Here is a 17,523-nt window from a genome sequence, read left to right on the forward strand (position 1 = left end):
CACGGTTCAGGGCAGAAGCATAACCCACACGCCGGGTGCTATCCTCGCGGGCATGAATACATCACTCCCCCTCAGCCTGATCGCGGCGCATGCCGAGAACCGCGTGATCGGCATCGACAACTCCATGCCCTGGCACTTGCCGGGGGATTTCAAGTACTTCAAGGCCACCACCCTGGGCAAGCCGATCATCATGGGCCGCAAGACCTGGGATTCGCTGGGCCGGCCGCTGCCGGGACGCTTGAACATCGTGGTCAGCCGCCAGCCGGGGCTGCAACTGGCGGGCGCCGAGGTGTTCGCTTCGCTGGAGGCGGCGCTGGTGCGTGCCGAGCAGTGGGCGCGGGAGCAGGGCGTCGAGGAATTGATGCTGATTGGCGGCGCGCAGCTGTATGCGCAGGCGCTGGAGAAGGGGCTGGTCAGCCGCATGTACCTGACCCGCGTGGAGCTGGCGCCGCAAGGGGATGCCTGGTTCCCCGAGTTCGATTCGCAGCAGTGGCGGCGGGTGTCGAGCGAGGCGCAGGTTGAAGAGAACAAACCTGCGTACCACTTCGAGGTGTGGGACAAGGTTTGAAAAAAGCAGGGGCTGCATGTGCAGCCCCTGTCTGTTTTCAGCTGTGGCTCAGCTCGGCATGCTCGTCATCGGCCAGCACGCCCTTGTCGGTTTCTTTGAGCAACTGGCTGGTCACTACGCCTGCGGTCATCGAACCATTCACGTTCAACGCCGTGCGGCCCATGTCGATCAGCGGCTCCACCGAAATCAGCAGCGCCACCAGCTCGACCGGCAGGCCCATGGCCGGCAGCACGATCAGCGCGGCGAAGGTCGCCCCACCGCCGACGCCGGCGACACCGGCCGAACTCAGGGTGACGATCGCCACCAGGGTCGCGATCCACAGCGGGTCGAAGGTATCGATGCCCACCGCGGGCGCCACCATCACCGCCAGCATCGCCGGGTACAGGCCGGCGCAGCCGTTCTGGCCGATGGTCGCGCCGAACGAGGCGCTGAAGCTGGCGATCGATTGCGGCACACCCAGGCGGCGTGTCTGCGCCTCGATGTTCAGCGGGATGCTCGCTGCGCTGGAGCGGCTGGTGAAGGCGAAGGTCAGCACCGGCCAGACCTTGCGGAAGAAGCGCAGCGGGCTGACGCCGGTGATGGCGAGGATGATGCCGTGCACCACGAACATCAGGCCCAGGCCGATGTACGACACCACCACGAAGCTGCCCAGCTTGAGGATGTCGTCGAAGTTGGAGCTGGCCACCACCTTGGTCATCAGCGCCAGCACACCGTAGGGAGTCAGCTTCATCACCAGGCGCACCAGGCGCATCACCCAGGCCTGCAGGGTGTCGATGGCCGACAGGGCGCGGCCGCCCTTCTCGGCATCGTCCTTGATCAGCTGCAGCGCAGCCAGGCCAACGAACACGGCGAAGATCACCACGCTGATGATCGAGGTCGGCTTGGCACGCGCCAGGTCGCCCACCGGATTGCTCGGCACGAACGACAGCAGCAGCTGCGGGATGTTGAGGTCGGCCACCTTGCCGGCGTAGTCACTGTGGATGGCCTGCAGGCGCGCGCTTTCCTGGACGCCGGCCACCAGCCCTTCGGCGCTCAGGCCGAACAGGTTGGTCAGGGCCACGCCGATCAGCGCGGCGATGGCGGTGGTCAGCAGCAGCGTGCCGATGCTCAGCACGCTGATGCGGCCCAGCGAGGAGGCGTTGTGCAGGCGGGCCACGGCGCTGAGGATCGAGGCGAAGATCAGCGGCATGACGATCATCTGCAACAGGCCCACGTAGCCGTTGCCGACCAGGTCGAGCCAGCCGATGGTGGCCTTGAGCACCGGGTGGCCGGCGCCGTAAACGGTGTGCAGCACCAGGCCGAAGACCACGCCGAGCACCAGGCCGAGCAGCACCTTCTTGGCCAGGCTCCAGTCGGTACGGCGAGTTTGTGCCAGGCCCAGCAGCAAGGCCAGGAACGCCAGCAGGTTGAGAGACAGCGGCAGGTTCATTGAAGCTCCAGGAAAAAGCAGAAGAGGCATCGCCTCTGTGAGCGATTGCGAACGGAAATGCTAACAGCCTGAAAACAAACGAATTTATACCCAAAAGTAATTTGCTTAGGCGCTTATGGAATAACGCTTTGTCGCAAATAGCAATGAACACGGCGTTTATGGCTGCGCGAAGGTCGCTGTGAGGGGCGCTGGGCAGGGTTTGCTGGGCTAGTTTTTCCAGGTTCTTTCAGGAGATTCGCACATGAAGTTAGCGCCGAAAGCCTTGCTGGTGGGTGTGTCCGTGCTGCTCGCTGCCCAAGCCTGGGCCACCGATCTCACCCACTGGCCCGCCGACGCGGCCAGGCAGCTCGATGCCATGATCGCCGCCAACGCCAACCAGGGTAACTACGCGGTGTTCGACATGGACAACACCAGCTACCGCTACGACCTTGAAGAAGCGCTGCTGCCGTTCATGGAGAACCAGGGGCTGCTGACCCGCGACAAGCTCGACCCCTCGCTCAAGCTGATCCCGTTCAAGGACACTGCCGAGCACAAGGAAAGCCTGTTCAGCTACTACTACCGCTTGTGCGAAATCGACGACATGGTCTGTTACCCCTGGGTGGCGCAGGTGTTTTCCGGTTTCACCCTCAAGGAGCTCAAGGCCCAGGTCGACGCGCTGATGGCCTCGGGCAAGCCTGTGCCCAGCACCTATTTCGAGGGCGACCAGGTCAAGGCCATCGAGGTGCAGCCGCCCAAGGTCTTCACCGGCCAGGCCGAGCTGTACAACAAGCTGATGGAAAATGGCATCGAGGTGTACGTGATCTCGGCCGCGTCCGAGGAGCTGGTGCGCATGGTCGCCTCGGACCCCAAGTACGGCTACAACGTAAAACCCCAGAACGTGATCGGCGTCAGCCTGCTGCTCAAGGACCGCGCCAGCGGCGAGCTGACCACCGCGCGCAAGCAGATCAGCGCCGGCCACTACGATGCCAAGGCCAACGAGGGCCTGGAGCTGACGCCTTACCTGTGGACGCCCGCCACCTGGATGGCCGGCAAGCAGGCGGCCATCCTCACCTACATCGATGAATGGAAGAAGCCGGTGCTGGTGGGTGGCGATACGCCAACCAGCGATGGCTACATGCAGTTCCATGGCGTGGATGTGAACAAGGGCGGCATCCACCTGTGGATAAACCGCAAGGCCAAGTACATGGACCAGTTGAACGGCATGATCGCCAAGCAGGCGGTGGCCCAGGCCAAGGAAGGGTTGCCGGTGACGGCGGACAAGAACTGGGTGATCGTGACGCCGGAGCAGATTCAGTAGCCGGGTGGTGAAAGTGCTGGCCCCATCGCCGGCAAGCCGGCTCCCACAGGTAATGCTGTGGTGTATCTGTGGGAGCCGGCTTGCCGGCGATAGGGCCCTAACAGGCAAAAAAAAACCGGCGCTCAAGGCGCCGGTTCCGGTTTCACACCCTCAAGGCCTCACAGCCCGTCGAGCATCGCCTTGTTGCGCACGGCACCCTTGTCGGCACTGGTGGCCAGCAGGGCGTAGGCCTTCAGCGCGGTGGTCACCTTGCGTGGGCGCACTTCGGCCGGCTTCCAGCCCTTCTTGTCCTGCTCGGCGCGGCGCGCGGCCAGCTCTTCATCGCTGACTTGCAGGTTGATCGAACGGTTGGGGATGTCGATCAGCACCTTGTCGCCGTCGCGCACCAGGCCGATGGCGCCGCCAGCGGCGGCTTCCGGCGAAGCGTGGCCGATCGACAGGCCCGAGGTACCGCCCGAGAAGCGGCCGTCGGTGAGCAGGGCGCAGGCTTTGCCCAGGCCTTTGGATTTCAGGTACGAAGTCGGGTAGAGCATCTCTTGCATGCCCGGGCCGCCTTTCGGGCCTTCGTAACGGATGATGACGATGTCACCCGCTTTCACTTCGTCGGCGAGGATGCCGCGCACGGCGCTGTCCTGGCTTTCGAAGATCTTCGCGTTGCCTTCGAACACGTGGATCGACTCATCGACACCGGCGGTCTTCACCACGCAACCGTCCAGGGCGATGTTGCCGTACAGCACGGCCAGGCCGCCTTCTTGCGAGTAGGCGTGCTCGAAGCTGCGGATGCAGCCGTTCTCGCGGTCGTCGTCGAGGGTTTCCCAACGGGTCGACTGGCTGAACGCGGTCTGCGTCGGGATGCCGGCCGGGCCTGCCTTGAAGAAGGTGTGTACGGCTTCGTCATCGGTCTGGGTGATGTCCCACTTGGCGATGGCCTCTTCCATGCTGCGGCTGTGCACGGTCGGCAGGTCGGTGTGCAGCAAACCGCCACGGGCCAACGAGCCGAGGATGCTGAAGATGCCGCCGGCGCGGTGCACGTCCTCCATGTGGTACTTCTGGATGTTCGGCGCCACCTTGCACAGCTGCGGCACCTTGCGCGACAGCCGATCGATGTCGCGCAGGTCGAACGCCACCTCGCCTTCCTGGGCGGCGGCCAGCAGGTGCAGGATGGTGTTGGTCGAACCGCCCATGGCGATGTCGAGCATCATGGCGTTCTCGAACGCCTTGAAGTTGGCGATGCTGCGCGGCAGCACCGACTCGTCGTTGTCGCCGTAGTAACGCTTGCACAGCTCGACGATGGTGCGCCCGGCGGTGAGGAACAGCTGCTCACGGTCGGCGTGGGTGGCCAGGGTCGAACCGTTGCCCGGCAGGGCCAGGCCCAGGGCTTCGGTCAGGCAGTTCATCGAGTTGGCGGTGAACATGCCGGAGCAGGAACCGCAGGTGGGGCAGGCGCTGCGCTCGTACTCGGCGACTTTCTCGTCGGAGGCCGAGGCGTCGGCGGCGATGACCATGGCGTCGACCAGGTCCAGGCCGTGGCTGGCCAGCTTGGTCTTGCCGGCTTCCATCGGGCCGCCGGAAACGAAGATCACCGGGATGTTCAGGCGCAGGGCGGCCATCAGCATGCCAGGGGTGATCTTGTCGCAGTTGGAGATGCACACGATGGCGTCGGCGCAGTGGGCGTTGACCATGTATTCCACGGCGTCGGCGATGATCTCGCGGCTGGGCAGGGAATAGAGCATGCCGTCATGGCCCATGGCGATGCCGTCGTCGACCGCGATGGTGTTGAATTCCTTGGCCACGCCACCGGCGCGCTCGATCTCGCGGGCCACCAGCTGGCCCAGGTCCTTCAGGTGCACGTGGCCCGGGACGAACTGGGTGAACGAGTTGGCGATGGCGATGATCGGTTTCTTGAAATCTTCATCCTTCATCCCGGTGGCGCGCCACAGGGCACGGGCGCCGGCCATGTTGCGGCCTTGGGTGGAGGTCTTGGAACGATAATCAGGCATGAAGCACTCCTGGCGGCTGAATCAGGTCACAAAAAGGGGAGTGAGCTTCTCTTGTCCTTTGCACCGCAGGCCGGTTGCCACTGGCACGGATGGGGGCCGAAGACACTGCGGGATCGCCGCATGCTTGGCCAGAGCTCATAAACCCGCCGGGGGATGACTGGCGATGAATAGCCCGATTCTACACCGCTGGCGCGGCGAAGGAATGGCGATGTGCCCGGGCGGTGATTTCGGCCGAATGAGGTGCTGGTTGTAGGAGCGTTCTGAAACGCCGCCGGCAGGGCTGACAAGCCGCGCCGAGGCTCCTTACTATCCGCCGCGCCGCATGTGCGGCTTCACGAGAAACCCCCTTAATGGACCTTCCCAGTTTCAGTTCATACCGAACCTGCAAATTGGCACTGAGCGCGCCGGCGCCAGGGCTGCCGGCGGCTTGAGTCCCTGTGGCTGAGGCCTGTGGGCGCCTGGGCCGGCGCTTGGAGAACCTCATGCAGCACAACATCGATTTCCTCGATTCCCCCTCCGCCCGTCGCCAGGCCGCCCAGTCCCGGCGCGACTTCCACAAGGGCGCCTCGATCACCAACCACGTCGGCAACCTGCGCGATGCCACGGTCAGCCTGCTGTATCGCAAGCGCGTGCTGTGGCTGGTGCTGCTGGTGTTCGGCAACCTGTTCTCGGGGGCCGGTATCGCGGCGTTCGAAGAGACCATTGCCGCGCATATCGTGCTGGTGTTCTTCCTGCCGCTGCTGGTGGACAGCGGTGGCAACGCCGGTGCGCAATCGGCGACGCTGATGGTGCGCGGCCTGGCGACCGGTGAAGTGGTGCTGCGCGACTGGCTGCGGATGCTCGGGCGCGAATGCGGGGTGGCGCTGGCGCTGGGAGGCACCATGGCGTTGGCGGTGGCCTCGCTGGGGGCGCTGCGCGGCGGGCCGGAGATTGCCGTGATCGTTGCCAGCAGCATGCTGGTGATCGTGTTGCTGGGCAGCCTGATCGGCATGAGCCTGCCCTTCATGTTCACCCGGCTGAAACTTGACCCGGCGACGGCCAGTGGCCCGCTGGTGACCTCGATCGCCGATGCGGCGGGGGTGCTGGTGTACTTCGGGATCGCGTCATACGTGCTGGATATCTGAAAGCAGAAGGGGCCGCAAAGCGGCCCCTTCTTTTTGCCTGGCAGATCAGCTGTTGGGCAGCAGGCGGCAGGTGATGCTCTTGATGTAGCGGGTTTCGGCAATGGCCGGGTGCACCGGGTGGTCCGGGCCCTGGCCGCCGCGCTCGAGCAGCTGCATGTTGCGGTCCAGGTGGCGGGCGCTGGTCAGCAGGATGTTGTTCAGGTCGTCCTCGGGCAGGTGCATCGAGCACGAGGCGCTGACCAGGATGCCGTCCTTGGTCAGCATGCGCATGGCCTGTTCGTTGAGGCGGCGGTAGGCCGCTTCGCCGTTTTTCAGGTCTTTCTTGCGCTTGATGAACGCGGGTGGGTCGGCAATGATCACGTCGAAACGCTCTTCGGCGGCTTTCAGCTCGCGCAGCGCCTCGAACACGTCGCCTTCGATGCAGGTCAGTTTCTCGCTGATGCCATTGAGTGCGGCGTTGCGCTCGACGCCGTCCAGGGCAAAGCCCGAGGCATCGACGCAGAACACTTCGCTGGCACCAAAGGCGCCGGCCTGCACACCCCAGCCACCGATGTAGCTGAACAGGTCGAGCACGCGCTTGCCTTTGACGTAGGGGGCCAAGCGCGCGCGGTTCATGCGGTGGTCGTAGAACCAGCCGGTCTTCTGGCCTTCACGCACCGGCGCTTCGAACTTGACGCCGTTCTCTTCCAGCGGCACCCAGTCCGGCACTTCGCCGTAGACGGTTTCGACGTAGCGCTGCAGGCCTTCGGCATCGCGGGCGGCGGAATCGTTCTTGAACAGGATGCCGCTTGGCTTGAGCACCTGGACCAGGGCGGCGATCACGTCGTCCTTGTGCTGCTCCATGGTGGCCGAGGCCAGCTGGACCACGAGGATGTCGAAGAAGCGGTCGACCACCAGGCCCGGCAGCAGGTCGGAGTCGCCGTAGACCAGGCGGTAGCACGGCTTGTCGAACAGGCGTTCGCGCAGCGACAGGGCGACGTTCAGGCGGTGCACCAGCAGCGACTTGTCCAGCGGCAGCTTGATGTCGCGCGACAGCAGGCGGGCGCAGATCAGGTTGTTCGGGCTCAGCGCCACGATGCCCAGTGGCTTGCCGTTGGCAGCCTCGAGGACCGCCTGCTGGCCGGCCTGGAAGCCTTGCAGCGGGGTCGCGGTGACGTCGACTTCGTTGCTGTAGACCCACAGGTGGCCGGCGCGCAGGCGGCGGTCGGCATTGGCTTTGAGGCGAAGGCTGGGCAGGGACATGACGTCGCTCCGGGAAAAAAGAGCGGGAGTATAACTGGTTGGCCCAGGGATCGGGGCAGGGCTCGACAAAGTGCTAGAATCCCCCGTCCTCAACGAGTGTGCCTGCATGCCCCAAGAACTCAGCGCCGAACAGATCCAGCAAGCCTTGCAAGGCATCACCATTCCGCCGCAACCGCAGATCATGGTCGACCTGCAGTTCGAGCAGTACATGCCCGACCCTGACCTGGAAACCATCGCCAAGCTGATTTCCCAGGACCCCGGGCTTTCCGGCGCCTTGCTCAAGCTGGTCAACTCGCCGCATTTCGGGCTCACCAACAAGATTGGTTCGATCCAGCGCGCGGTCAACCTGCTGGGCAGCCGCTCGATCATCAACCTGATCAACGCCCAGTCGATCAAGGGCGAGATGTGCGACGAAACCATCGTCACCCTCAACCGCTTCTGGGACACCGCCCAGGACGTGGCCATGACCTGCCTGACCCTGGCCAAGCGCACCGGCATCCAGGCCGCGGACGAGGCCTACACCCTGGGCCTGTTCCACGACTGCGGCGTGCCGCTGATGCTCAAGCGCTTCCCCAGCTACATGCAGGTGCTGGAGCAGGCCTACGCCTGTGCCGATGCCCAAACCCGGGTGGTCGATACCGAAAACCGCACCTTCAACACCAACCACTCGGTGGTCGGCTACTTCACCGCCAAGTCGTGGCGCCTGCCGGAGCACATCAGCGCGGCCATCGCCAACCACCACAATGCGCTGGCGGTGTTCCGCGAGGAGTCGTCGCGCAATACCCAGAGCCAGTTGAAGAACCTGCTGGCGGTGCTGAAGATGGCCGAGCACATCTGCGCTTCGTACCGGGTGCTGGGCAACCAGGGCGTCGACCATGAGTGGCAGGCGGTCGGCCCGCTGGTACTCGACTACATCGGCTTGTCGGAGTACGACTTCGAGAACCTCAAACAGAACATTCGCGAGCTGGGCGGGCACTGATCGATGCCAGAACTACCCGAAGTGGAAACCACCCGGCGCGGAATCGCGCCGCACCTGCAGGGCCAGCGCGTCAGCCGCGTGGTGGTGCGCGACCGGCGCCTGCGCTGGCCGATCCCCGAGGACCTCGACGTGCGCCTGTCCGGGCAGCGCATCGTCAGCGTCGAGCGGCGAGCCAAGTACCTGTTGATCAATGCCGAGGTGGGCACGCTGATCAGCCACCTGGGCATGTCGGGCAACTTGCGCCTGGTCGAGCTCGGGCTGCCGGCGGGCAAGCACGAGCACGTCGACATCGAGCTGGAATCGGGGCTGATGCTGCGCTACACCGACCCGCGGCGCTTCGGCGCCATGCTCTGGAGCCTTGACCCGCTCAACCATGAACTGCTGCTGCGCCTGGGGCCGGAGCCGTTGACCGACCTGTTCGACGGCGAGCGCCTGTTCCAGCTGTCGCGCGGGCGCTCGATGGCGGTCAAGCCGTTCATCATGGACAACGCCGTGGTGGTGGGGGTGGGCAACATCTACGCGACCGAGGCGCTGTTCGCGGCGGGCATCGACCCACGGCGCGAGGCCGGCGGGATTTCGCGGGCGCGCTACCTGAAGCTGGCGATCGAGATCAAGCGGGTGCTGGCGGCGGCCATCGAGCAGGGTGGCACGACCTTGCGCGACTTCATCGGCGGTGACGGGCAGCCGGGGTACTTCCAGCAGGAATTGTTCGTTTATGGGCGTGGCGGGATGCCGTGCAAGCTGTGCGGCACGACCTTGCGCGAGGTGAAGCTGGGGCAGCGCGCCAGCGTGTACTGCCCGCGCTGCCAGCGCTGAATTTGCGGCCCCTATCGCCGGCAAGCCGGCTCCTACAGGTTTGTGGGAGCCGGCTTGCCGGCGATAGGGGCGCAGCTGAAATCAGGCCTTGCCGGTGATCCGGCGATACTTGGCCATCAGCTCGTCTTCGGTTTCCGGGTGCGCTTCATCCAGCGGGATGCAGTCGACCGGGCAGACCTGCTGGCACTGCGGCTCGTCGTAGTGACCCACGCACTGGGTGCACAGGTTAGGGTCGATCACGTAGATCTCTTCGCCTTGGGAGATGGCCTCGTTCGGGCACTCGGGTTCGCAGACGTCGCAGTTGATGCAATCGTCGGTGATGATCAGGGACATGGGGACTCCGGCCGGGGCTCTGCGCCCGGGCATGTTCAACGCAATGGGCACAATTGTGCCGCATTCGCGCCCGCAGTGCACGCGGGCGCGATAATCAGGCGTGCAGGCTTACTTCTTGAACCGTTCGGTCAGCGCCTCGGCCACCACCGGGTGGACGAACTTGGCAATATCGCCGCCCAGCGCGGCGATTTCCCGGACCAGGGTCGAGGAAATGAACGAATAGCGCTCCGAAGGCGTGAGGAACAGGCTCTCGACGTCGGGCGCCAGTTGCCGGTTCATGTTCGCCAGCTGGAACTCGTATTCGAAATCGGACACTGCACGCAGGCCACGCAGGAAGACGTTGGCGCCCTGTTCCTTGGCGAAGTGCGCCAACAGGGTGGAGAAGCCGATGACTTCGACGTTCGGCAGGTGCTTGGTGACCTCACGGGCCAGCGCCACCCGTTGTTCCAGCGGGAACAGGGGGTTTTTCTTCGGGCTGGCCGCCACCGCGATGATCACGTGGTCGAAAAGCCGCGAGGCGCGTTCGACCAGGTCGCCATGGCCTTTGGTAATGGGGTCGAAAGTACCCGGGTACAACACTCGGTTCATCGCGTCATCCTGGCTGGGAGTGCGTTGGGGAGTCGGATGGTAGCGCAGCGATTGCGCCCGGCCAAGTCATGCGGCCGGCTGATGGCACTATAGACAGCCGGTGTATTTGTTGTCATGCACTCTGTGCCAGGCGGCTGGCCAGGGCTTCGCTGAGCTTGGCGCTGAGGGCGTACACCGACAATTGCGGGTTGGCGCCAATGCTGGTGGGAAACAGCGAGCCGTCGTGGATCGACAGGTTTTCCAGCTGGTGATGCCGCCCCAGGCTGTCGCACACCGCCTGGCGCGGGTCTTCACCCAGGGCGCAGCCGCCCATCACATGGGCACTGCCCAGCCGCGTGCGGAACAGCTCCAGACGCAAGCCGTCGATCATCCCTTGCGCCTGCGCAAGGCTGGTGGCGGCATGGGCGTCGCTGTGCACCGGGGTCACCTGGGTGGCGCCGGCGGCGAACTGGATCTGCGCCATGCTGTGATAGGCCCGGCGCAGGCCATCGCGCAGGTAGTCGGTGACGGGGTAGTCGAGCACCGGCGAGCCATCGCCGCGCAGCTCCACCGAGCCACCCACGCTTTGCGGGTGGAAACCGTCGCGCAGCAGCGCCAGCATCACGTGGGTATGCGGCAGCTCGGCCATGCGCTGGGCATTGTCGCGGCCATGGCCGCCGAGCAGGGTGCTGGCCAGCGCCGGGTGCAGCGGCGGCACTTCCAGCTTGTAGCCCACCGCGCCGTCGGCCCCGTCCTGCCACTGGAAGTGGTCGCTGTAGATGGACTGCGGGGCGCCGTAGAACGGGTCAATGCGCTGGTCGAAGCGGGCCGCGCTGAAATTCACCAGGTGCAGGAAGGTGCGCTGGCCCAGGCGGCCATGGGGGTCGGGCGCCTGGGAGCGCAGCAGCAGCGCCGGGCTGTTGATGCCGCCACCGGCGAGCACGTAGTGCCGGGCCTGCACCCGGATGCTGCGCCCCGTTGGCTGTATGCCCTGGGCATCCAGGGCCTGGCAGTGCAGCTGGGCGATGCGCTCGCCGTTGTGCTCGAAGCGTTCGGCGCGCGCCAGGTACAGCAGCTCGCCGCCATTTTCGAGCAGGGCGGGGATGCGCGTGACCAGCATCGATTGCTTGGCGTTGACCGGGCAGCCCATGCCGCAGTAGCCGAGGTTCCAGCAGCCGCGCACGTTGCGCGGGATCACCGCCCAGCGGTAGCCGAGCTGCTCGCAGCCGCGGCGCAGCACGTCGTTGTTGGCGTTGGGCGGCATGGCCCAGGGGCTGATGCCCAGGGCCTGTTCGATGCGCTCGAACCAGGGGCGCAGGTCATCCTCGCCCAGGCCTTGCACGCCGTGCACAGCGGCCCAGTGCGCCAAGGTCGGCGCGGGGGTGCGGAAGCTCGACGTCCAGTTGACCACGGTGGTGCCGCCCACCGCGCGGCCCTGGAGGATGGTGATGGCGCCGTCCTTGCTCATGCGGCCCAGGCCTTCCTGGTACAGGCTGGCGTAGGCCTCGTTCTCCAGCAGGTGGAAGTCGCTGCTGGTCTTGAGCGGGCCTTCCTCGATCAGCAGCACCTTGAACCCGGCGGTGCTGAGCATCTGCGCGCTGGTGGCGCCCCCCGCACCGCTGCCGATCACGGCGATATCGGCCTGCAGGGTCAGGTCGTGCTCCAGGCGTGAGGCGTCGTGGGTGATCCAGCCGCGTTCGAGGCCTTGGCGAAACGGGTCAGTGACAGGCATGGCAGGGGACCTTGCTGTGGGTCAGATTTTCGGTGGGCCGGGGTAGCCGCAGGCGGCCCAGGCTTGCGGGCGCTCGTACCAGGCCATTTGCAGCAGTTGCAGCAGCGAGGCGTGGCCCATGCGCAGCAGGTTCAGCGAACTGTCCTGCCAGCGCTGCAAAAATGCCGTCACCTGCTCGCCGTCGGCCTGCTCCCAGGCGCCCCAGACACCGGTCAGCGGCCCGCGGGTCAAGGGCAGGCTGAGCACGTCGAACAGTTGCCGGGTGAGCTTGAGCATTTGCGGGGACAACGCGGCCAGCTTGTGGTCGAGGCTGTGCAAAACCTGCACATCGCTGGCCGCGGTGCCGGCCAGTACCACCGGGATCAACGCCCGCAGCAGCGGCAGGTCGTCGGCGCGCAACACCTGATAACCGCTGGCCGGCGCCTGAGGGCTGCAGCCCACCAGGCTGGCGGTGGCCAGGAAGGCGCTGGCGCCCAGGCTGAAACGCAGCAGATCGCGACGGAGCATGGCGCCGGCCTCAGCGGATGAACAGCTTGTAGACCAGGCGCTGCAAGGCTTTGCCATAGGGCGGGTAGATCAGCCGTGCCGCGTTCAGGCGCTGCTTGGCCAGCACCGCCTTGGCCTTGCTGAAGGTCATGAAGCCCTCGTGGCCGTGATAGTGGCCCATGCCGGAGGGGCCGATGCCGCCGAACGGCAGGTCGTCCTGGGCCACATGCAGCAGGGTGTCGTTCAGGCACACGCCGCCTGAGTGGCTGTGCTGCAGCACATGCGCCTGCTCGGCCCGCGAGTAGCCGAAGTAATACAGCGCCAAGGGGCGCGGGCGCTGGTTGATGTAGGCCAGGGCCTGGTCGAGGCTGTCGTAGGGCACCAGCGGCAGCAGCGGGCCGAAGATTTCGTCCTGCATCACCTGCATGTCGTCGCTCACCTGCAGCAGCAGGTGTGGCGGCAGGCGCCGGCCTTGGCGCGGCTCGTCGGGGTACAGGTCGATAACCTCGGCGCCCTTGGCGCGGGCGTCGTCCAGCAGCTGCTGCAAGCGCTGCAACTGGCGTGGGTTGATGATGGCGCTGTAGTCGGGGTTGTCGGCAATGCGCGGGTAGAAGCGCCGGACGGCGTTGCGGTAGGCATCGCCGAAGGCTTGCAGGCGCTCGCGCGGCACCAGCACGTAGTCGGGGGCGACGCAGGTCTGGCCGGCGTTGAGGGTCTTGCCGAAGGCGATGCGCTCGGCAGCGGTGTCCAGTGGCACGCTGGCCGAAACGATGGCCGGTGATTTGCCGCCCAGCTCGAGGGTCACCGGGGTCAGGTTTTGCGCGGCGGCCAGCATGACCTGGCGGCCGATGCTGGTGGCGCCGGTGAACAGCAGGTGGTCGAACGGCAGCCTGGCGAAGGCCTGGCCCACCTCGACGTCGCCCAGCACCACGCTGACCAGGTCGGCGGGGAATACCCGCTCCAGCAGCGTTTGCAGCGCCTGGGCGCTGGCCGGGGTGGCCTCGCTGAGCTTGAGCATGACCCGGTTGCCGGCGGCCAGGGCGCCGGTCAGCGGGCCGATGGCGAGAAACAGCGGGTAGTTCCACGGCACGATGATCCCGACCACGCCCAGCGGCTGGTACAGCACCCGCGCGCTGGCCGGCTGGAAGGCCAGGCCGACGGCTCTGCGCGCAGGGCGCATCCAGCGCCGCAGGTGGCGTTCGGCGTGGCGGATGCCTTGCACCGAGGGCAGCAGCTCGGCCAGCAGGGTTTCATCGGCGCTACGCCCGGAAAAGTCCGCGTCGATGGCTTCGATCAGCTGTTGCTGGTCCGCCAGCAGCGCCTCGCGCAGGCTTTTCAGCCACTGCCGCCGTTGCGCCAGGGGCGGCATCGGGTTGCCAGCGAACGCCAGGCGCTGGGCGGCGAACGTCGCTTCCAGGTCGGTGTCGGAATGCACAGCAGGCATGGCGATGGGCGAGGTCACGAAGGCATCCTCTTAGGGTTGAGAATGCCTAGAGCCTATACTCTAATTCGTACCATGGTGCGACTTTTTTCCGGCGGCCTGGCGGTGCACGCAAGGCGTGTTACACCGTAAGATGAGCCATTACCGTAAGCCTGCAGACTGGGAGCTGAGCATGGCCCCGCGCATGAAGACCCGAGAGCGCATCGTGCAGAACAGCCTGGAGCTGTTCAACCAGCAGGGCGAGCGCAGCGTCAGTACCAACCACATTGCCGCGCACATGGAAATTTCGCCCGGCAACCTGTACTACCACTTCCCCAACAAGCAGGCGATCATCGCGCTGCTGTTCAGCCAGTACGAAGAGCTGGTGGACAGCTTCCTGCGCCCGCCGCAAGGGCGCGCCGCCACGGTGGAAGACAAGCGTTTCTACCTCAAGGCGCTGCTGGCGGCGATGTGGAACTACCGCTTCCTGCACCGCGACCTGGAGCACCTGCTGGACAGCGACGCCGAGCTGGCTGCCCGCTACCGGCGCTTTTCCGAGCGCTGCCTGCGCCAGGGCCAGGCGATCTACCGCGGCTTCGTCGACGCCGGGATCCTGGCCATGGAGCCTGCGCAGATCGAATCGCTGACCATCAATGCCTGGATCGTGCTGACGTCCTGGGTGCGTTTTCTCAGTACCACCCGCGAACATTCCGCCCACCTGGGTGAAGAAGCCTTCAAGCGTGGCGTCTATCAAGTGCTGGTGCTGGAGCTCGGCTTCGTCACCGCCAACGCCCGCAGCGCCGTGGACGCGCTGTGCCAGGAATTCCACGTACCGTTCAACCAGGCCCTGGAACACTAGCCAGGGCCGTCGTGCCATCGATCAGGAGAGAGTCATGCCCCTTGCGCAATTGATCACCCCGCAACAGCTGGCCGAGCGTCTGGACTCGCCCAAGCTGGTGATCCTGGATTGTCGTTTTGCCCTGGAGGATGTGGATTACGGCCAGCGCAGCTATGCCGAGGGGCATATTGCCGGCGCGCATTTCGCCGACCTGGAAAGGGACCTGAGCGGGCCGGTGAGCAAGGGCCGCACCGGTCGCCACCCGCTGCCCGACCCGCAGCGGCTGGTCGAGCGCCTGCGTGAGTGGGGGCTGGACAACGACAGCGAGGTGGTGCTGTACGACGACGGCCCCGGTGCCTTCGCCGCCCGCGCCTGGTGGCTGCTGGCCTGGTTGGGCAAGCGCACTGGCGTGGCCATCCTCGATGGCGGCCTCAAGGCCTGGCACGCGGCGCACCTGCCATTGAGCCTGGACGCAGCGCAAAAGCGTGAAGGCGCGTTCACCGGCGAGGCAGACGCCAAGCTGCTGATCGATGCCGAGCACCTGGCCAAGCGCCTGGGCAGCCCGGAGCTGACCTTGATCGACGCCCGCGCCTTGCCGCGTTTTCGTGGTGAGGTGGAGCCTATCGACCCGGTGGCCGGGCATATTCCGGGTGCCCAATGTGCGGCGTTTACCGAAAACTTGGCTGCCGATGGGCGTTTCCTGCCGCCGGAGCAGCTCAAGCAGCGCTTTGCCGCAAAGCTTGCCGGGCGTTCACCCGAACACCTGGTGGCGTACTGCGGGTCGGGGGTGACGGCCTGTCACAACCTGTTCGCCCTGGCGTTGGCGGGGTATCCGCTGGGGCGCTTGTATGCCGGCTCCTGGAGCGAGTGGATCAACAACCCGAAACATGGTGTGGCGACTGGCGAGTAAGCAGGCCCGGCCCCATCGCCGGCAAGCCGGCTCCCACAGGCACCCCGCATGCCTTGAGGGCTGCGGGCAACCTGTGGGAGCCGGCTTGCCGGCGATGGGGCCACTGGAAATCTATTGACCTTCCACCAGCCACTGCGCAATCCGCCGCTCAAGGTAGTACCCCGGATTGCGCAGGCTACCCTCGACAAACCCCACATGCCCCCCGCGCTCATGCAGCTCGAAGTGCGTCTGCGGTGCCAGTTCGCTGAGCGTCGGCAGGCTGCTGCGCGACACGAAGGGGTCATCCAGCGAGTGGATGATCAGCGTCGGCGTGCGGTTCTCCCCCAGGTAATAGCGGCTCGATGAGCGCCGATAGTAGTCGTGGGCATCGCTGAAGCCGTTGAGGGGCGCGGTGATCCTGCCGTCGAAGTCCCAGAAGGTGCGCAGGTTGCGCAGCGGCCCCAGGCGCTCCAGCGCGGCCAGGCCCTCGTGGTGGCCCAGGTCGCGGAAGTGGCGCTGCTTGGACTGCACGTAAGCCATCATCTCGCGCATGAAATGCGCCTGGTAGACCTTGGAAAAACCCTGGCCGATGCGGTCGGCGCACTGGTCCAGGCGAAACGGCACGGAAACCGCCACCGCCCCTTCGAGCTGGCTGGCGCTGCCGCTTTCACCCAGGTACTTGAGCAATACATTGCCGCCCAGCGAATAACCCACGGCATACAGCGGCGCCATCGGCCGCTCGGCGCGCAGGTGGGCGACCACTTCTGCCAGGTCTTCGCTGGCGCCGGAGTGGTAGCTGCGGGCCAATAGGTTGGGTTCGCCCGAGCAGCCGCGCCAGTTCACCGCCACGCTGGCCCAGCCACGAAGCTGCAGCGACTGCTGCAGGCCTTTGACATAGGGCGAGTGGGATGAGCCTGTCAGGCCGTGCAGCACCAGCACCAGGGGGGCGTCGGCCTGGTGCGGGCCATGCCAGTCGAGGTCGAGGAAATCGCCGTCCGCCAGCCACAGGCGCTCGCGATTGCGTGCGAGCACCGGCAGCTTGCGCCACAACGGGCCCCACAGGGTCTGCAGGTGGGGATTGGACAGGCCGATGGCCGGGCGGAAGGACGCGGTGAGACTGGGCATGCTGGGCGACTCGTGTTGTGCCTGCCTAGAGTGCCATGAAACCTCACCGCCGTACCTGCGCTATTGGTCGGTTGTGCTGCGCTGCCAGAGGGCGTAGTGCACCTGGCCGGTCTTCTTTTCGCGATGCAGGCGCCAGTTGCCGGGCATCTGCAGGGTCGAGGGCGCCGCTTCGCTCTCGGTGTAGATCCAGGCCTGCTCGCGCAGCCACTGGTTCTGTTCCAGCAGGTTGCAGGTGTTGGCCAGCAGGTCCTGGTGGAACGGCGGGTCGAGGAACACCACGTCGAACTGCAGCTTGGCCGGGCCTTGCAGGTAACGCAGGGCATCGGTCTGCAGGATCTGCCCACGCGGGCAGCGCAGCAGCTCGAGGTTGTTCTTCAGGTTGCTGATTGCGGCCGGGTTGCTGTCCAGCGCCACGGCATCCTCGGCGCCGCGCGACAGCGCCTCGAGCACCAGGGCACCGCTGCCGGTGAAGGCATCCAGCACCCGCGCCCCTTCGATGTGCGGGGCCAGCCAGTTGAACAGGGTTTCACGCACGCGGTCGGGCGTTGGCCGCAGGCCTTCGCCGTCGGGCACCGCCAGGCGGCGGCTGCGCCACTGGCCGGCGATGATGCGCAGGTGACCCTGGCCCTTGCTGTGGCCCGGCTGCGGGCGGGCCACAGCAAGGGCCAGGGTCACCTG

General features: G+C 65.9%; 17 protein-coding genes. 7 read left to right on the forward strand and 10 right to left on the reverse strand.

Going from position 1 to position 17,523, the window contains the following annotated elements:
* The first annotated feature begins 52 nt into the window (after window positions 1-52).
* Window positions 53-568 (forward strand): dihydrofolate reductase, encoded by a 516-nt coding sequence (locus tag L6D75_RS25995; protein ID WP_176515733.1) that lies wholly within the window; start codon window positions 53-55, stop codon window positions 566-568.
* Window positions 569-605: 37 nt separating this feature from the next.
* On the opposite strand, the gene L6D75_RS26000 is transcribed toward L6D75_RS25995, so the two are convergent.
* Window positions 606-1,997: an L-cystine transporter gene (locus L6D75_RS26000; protein WP_176515735.1), complete on the reverse strand. Its 1,392-nt coding sequence runs from the start codon at window positions 1,995-1,997 to the stop codon at window positions 606-608.
* A gap of 241 nt (window positions 1,998-2,238) precedes the next feature.
* On the opposite strand from L6D75_RS26000, the gene L6D75_RS26005 reads away from it, so the two are divergent.
* Window positions 2,239-3,294 carry an HAD family hydrolase gene (locus tag L6D75_RS26005; protein WP_236193914.1) on the forward strand — a complete coding sequence of 352 codons (1,056 nt, stop codon included), beginning with the start codon at window positions 2,239-2,241 and terminating at the stop codon, window positions 3,292-3,294.
* Between the two features lie 158 nt (window positions 3,295-3,452).
* On the opposite strand, the gene ilvD is transcribed toward L6D75_RS26005, so the two are convergent.
* Window positions 3,453-5,294 carry a dihydroxy-acid dehydratase gene (ilvD, locus tag L6D75_RS26010; RefSeq protein WP_176515737.1) on the reverse strand — a complete coding sequence of 614 codons (1,842 nt, stop codon included), beginning with the start codon at window positions 5,292-5,294 and terminating at the stop codon, window positions 3,453-3,455.
* A gap of 482 nt (window positions 5,295-5,776) precedes the next feature.
* Between ilvD and L6D75_RS26015 the strand changes: the two genes are divergently transcribed.
* Entirely contained in the window at window positions 5,777-6,418 is a 642-nt protein-coding gene (locus L6D75_RS26015) for a magnesium transporter (protein WP_236193916.1), read from the forward strand.
* 45 nt (window positions 6,419-6,463) lie between these two features.
* Here L6D75_RS26015 and L6D75_RS26020 read toward each other — a convergent pair whose 3' ends face one another.
* Window positions 6,464-7,660: a class I SAM-dependent rRNA methyltransferase gene (locus tag L6D75_RS26020; RefSeq protein ID WP_176515739.1), complete on the reverse strand. Its 1,197-nt coding sequence runs from the start codon at window positions 7,658-7,660 to the stop codon at window positions 6,464-6,466.
* Window positions 7,661-7,820: 160 nt separating this feature from the next.
* Between L6D75_RS26020 and L6D75_RS26025 the strand changes: the two genes are divergently transcribed.
* Both L6D75_RS26025 and mutM read left to right on the forward strand, forming a co-directional pair.
* Window positions 7,821-8,639, forward strand: a complete 819-nt coding sequence (locus tag L6D75_RS26025) for an HDOD domain-containing protein (protein ID WP_176515755.1) — start codon at window positions 7,821-7,823, stop codon at window positions 8,637-8,639.
* A gap of 3 nt (window positions 8,640-8,642) precedes the next feature.
* Complete coding sequence (gene mutM, locus L6D75_RS26030) at window positions 8,643-9,455, forward strand: bifunctional DNA-formamidopyrimidine glycosylase/DNA-(apurinic or apyrimidinic site) lyase (protein ID WP_176515740.1); 813 nt, start codon at window positions 8,643-8,645, stop codon at window positions 9,453-9,455.
* Window positions 9,456-9,536: 81 nt separating this feature from the next.
* On the opposite strand, the gene L6D75_RS26035 is transcribed toward mutM, so the two are convergent.
* From L6D75_RS26035 to L6D75_RS26055, 5 genes are all read right to left on the reverse strand, one after another.
* Window positions 9,537-9,788, reverse strand: a complete 252-nt coding sequence (locus L6D75_RS26035; protein ID WP_008095804.1) for a YfhL family 4Fe-4S dicluster ferredoxin — start codon at window positions 9,786-9,788, stop codon at window positions 9,537-9,539.
* Between the two features lie 108 nt (window positions 9,789-9,896).
* Window positions 9,897-10,376, reverse strand: coding sequence for a pantetheine-phosphate adenylyltransferase (coaD, locus tag L6D75_RS26040; protein ID WP_176515742.1), 480 nt, complete (start codon window positions 10,374-10,376; stop codon window positions 9,897-9,899).
* A 112-nt stretch (window positions 10,377-10,488) separates the two neighbouring features.
* Window positions 10,489-12,087 (reverse strand): GMC family oxidoreductase, encoded by a 1,599-nt coding sequence (locus L6D75_RS26045; protein WP_176515744.1) that lies wholly within the window; start codon window positions 12,085-12,087, stop codon window positions 10,489-10,491.
* Window positions 12,088-12,108: 21 nt separating this feature from the next.
* Window positions 12,109-12,594: a twin-arginine translocation pathway signal protein gene (locus tag L6D75_RS26050; RefSeq protein WP_176515746.1), complete on the reverse strand. Its 486-nt coding sequence runs from the start codon at window positions 12,592-12,594 to the stop codon at window positions 12,109-12,111.
* Window positions 12,595-12,604: 10 nt separating this feature from the next.
* Window positions 12,605-14,035, reverse strand: coding sequence for a coniferyl aldehyde dehydrogenase (locus L6D75_RS26055; RefSeq protein WP_176515748.1), 1,431 nt, complete (start codon window positions 14,033-14,035; stop codon window positions 12,605-12,607).
* A 151-nt stretch (window positions 14,036-14,186) separates the two neighbouring features.
* On the opposite strand from L6D75_RS26055, the gene L6D75_RS26060 reads away from it, so the two are divergent.
* Both L6D75_RS26060 and L6D75_RS26065 read left to right on the forward strand, forming a co-directional pair.
* Entirely contained in the window at window positions 14,187-14,852 is a 666-nt protein-coding gene (locus tag L6D75_RS26060; RefSeq protein WP_176515756.1) for a TetR/AcrR family transcriptional regulator, read from the forward strand.
* 34 nt (window positions 14,853-14,886) lie between these two features.
* Complete coding sequence (locus L6D75_RS26065) at window positions 14,887-15,741, forward strand: sulfurtransferase (RefSeq protein ID WP_176515750.1); 855 nt, start codon at window positions 14,887-14,889, stop codon at window positions 15,739-15,741.
* Between the two features lie 111 nt (window positions 15,742-15,852).
* Here the strand turns inward: L6D75_RS26065 and L6D75_RS26070 are convergent, their stop codons facing one another.
* Both L6D75_RS26070 and rsmD read right to left on the reverse strand, forming a co-directional pair.
* The gene (locus tag L6D75_RS26070; RefSeq protein WP_176515752.1) at window positions 15,853-16,845 is read right to left on the reverse strand and encodes a hydrolase; all 993 of its coding nucleotides are present in this window, start codon (window positions 16,843-16,845) and stop codon (window positions 15,853-15,855) included.
* A gap of 60 nt (window positions 16,846-16,905) precedes the next feature.
* Window positions 16,906-17,520: a 16S rRNA (guanine(966)-N(2))-methyltransferase RsmD gene (rsmD, locus tag L6D75_RS26075; protein WP_236193923.1), complete on the reverse strand. Its 615-nt coding sequence runs from the start codon at window positions 17,518-17,520 to the stop codon at window positions 16,906-16,908.
* Window positions 17,521-17,523: the final 3 nt, after the last annotated feature.

Source organism: Pseudomonas faucium (assembly GCF_021602585.1).
In the GTDB taxonomy this organism is placed as follows: domain Bacteria; phylum Pseudomonadota; class Gammaproteobacteria; order Pseudomonadales; family Pseudomonadaceae; genus Aquipseudomonas; species Aquipseudomonas faucium.

Coding starts and splice junctions, on each gene's coding strand:
- L6D75_RS25995 (WP_176515733.1), top strand. CDS start 53: ATGAATACATCACTCCCCCTCAGCCTGATCGCGGCGCATGCCGAGAAC.
- L6D75_RS26000 (WP_176515735.1), bottom strand. CDS start 1,997: ATGAACCTGCCGCTGTCTCTCAACCTGCTGGCGTTCCTGGCCTTGCTG.
- L6D75_RS26005 (WP_236193914.1), top strand. CDS start 2,239: ATGAAGTTAGCGCCGAAAGCCTTGCTGGTGGGTGTGTCCGTGCTGCTC.
- ilvD (WP_176515737.1), bottom strand. CDS start 5,294: ATGCCTGATTATCGTTCCAAGACCTCCACCCAAGGCCGCAACATGGCC.
- L6D75_RS26015 (WP_236193916.1), top strand. CDS start 5,777: ATGCAGCACAACATCGATTTCCTCGATTCCCCCTCCGCCCGTCGCCAG.
- L6D75_RS26020 (WP_176515739.1), bottom strand. CDS start 7,660: ATGTCCCTGCCCAGCCTTCGCCTCAAAGCCAATGCCGACCGCCGCCTG.
- mutM (WP_176515740.1), top strand. CDS start 8,643: ATGCCAGAACTACCCGAAGTGGAAACCACCCGGCGCGGAATCGCGCCG.
- L6D75_RS26035 (WP_008095804.1), bottom strand. CDS start 9,788: ATGTCCCTGATCATCACCGACGATTGCATCAACTGCGACGTCTGCGAA.
- coaD (WP_176515742.1), bottom strand. CDS start 10,376: ATGAACCGAGTGTTGTACCCGGGTACTTTCGACCCCATTACCAAAGGC.
- L6D75_RS26045 (WP_176515744.1), bottom strand. CDS start 12,087: ATGCCTGTCACTGACCCGTTTCGCCAAGGCCTCGAACGCGGCTGGATC.
- L6D75_RS26050 (WP_176515746.1), bottom strand. CDS start 12,594: ATGCTCCGTCGCGATCTGCTGCGTTTCAGCCTGGGCGCCAGCGCCTTC.
- L6D75_RS26060 (WP_176515756.1), top strand. CDS start 14,187: ATGGCCCCGCGCATGAAGACCCGAGAGCGCATCGTGCAGAACAGCCTG.
- L6D75_RS26065 (WP_176515750.1), top strand. CDS start 14,887: ATGCCCCTTGCGCAATTGATCACCCCGCAACAGCTGGCCGAGCGTCTG.
- L6D75_RS26070 (WP_176515752.1), bottom strand. CDS start 16,845: ATGCCCAGTCTCACCGCGTCCTTCCGCCCGGCCATCGGCCTGTCCAAT.